At 60.8% G+C, this 355-nt stretch carries 1 protein-coding gene; it reads right to left on the bottom strand.

Going from position 1 to position 355, the window contains the following annotated elements:
- On the bottom strand, positions 1-234 hold a 234-nt coding region (locus AC1D0P_RS32635; RefSeq protein WP_477680507.1), incomplete at its 3' end, for a hypothetical protein.
- Positions 235-355: the final 121 nt, after the last annotated feature.

Raw genomic sequence — 355 nt, 5'->3', positions numbered from 1 at the left:
CTCGTACCAGCGCTCGATCAGGCCCTTCAACGCGGGATCGCGGTTCAGCATCCACAGCCTGACCAGGCCGTAGAGGCCGACGCCTTGCGGCCATTCCCACGAATTGAAGCTGATATAGTCGCCTGCCGAGCCGTCGAGATTGGGCTCGCTGTAGCGGCCGTCATGGCTGAGCTCGGTCATGCCCTGGACCAGCCGTTCGAGGCGCTCGCGCAGGACGCGTCCGCTAGGACTCATGAGCCGTCTCCTCCCGTGTCTCGCCACCCGGATTATTGCAGTCGGGCGTCTTGCAGGACAGGTGACACAACGAATTTTCTTGCGCAACATGAAAATTTCTTGCAGTCTCGCGCAACAATGC

It is taken from the genome of Polaromonas sp. P1_G2, from assembly GCF_056405515.1.
This window is presented reverse-complemented; position numbering and strand designations above follow the sequence as displayed.